The organism is Gilvimarinus sp. 1_MG-2023 (genome assembly GCF_030548285.1).
Map to the genome: position 1 here is coordinate 1 of NZ_JAUOSC010000841.1, position 284 is coordinate 284.

Genomic DNA, 284 nt, shown 5'->3' on the forward strand with positions numbered 1-284 from the left:
CAGATAGCCTTTTTCCAGCACGGCTACATTGGTAATGCCATGGTATTTGGCCAGGTAATAAGCCGTGGCAACACCATGCCCGCCGCCACCGATAATTACCACGTCGTAACGACGCTTGAGGGCAGTCGGTGCAGGCAAATCCGCGTCTTTTTCAAACGGATAATCGTTGTTCAGCCCGTATTTAAGAAGTGCAAAAGGCATGGCCTTGCTCCCGTTTACTAGAGTTCGTCAGACATCAGGCGTCTGGCGGCTGTCAGGGTGTTTTTCATCAGGCAGGCAATGGT

General features: G+C 51.8%; 1 protein-coding gene. It reads right to left on the reverse strand.

The window, feature by feature from the left end:
- The coding region (locus Q4563_RS19270; RefSeq protein ID WP_303605660.1) for an FAD-dependent oxidoreductase at positions 1-201 on the reverse strand (201 nt) is incomplete at its 3' end.
- Positions 202-284: the final 83 nt, after the last annotated feature.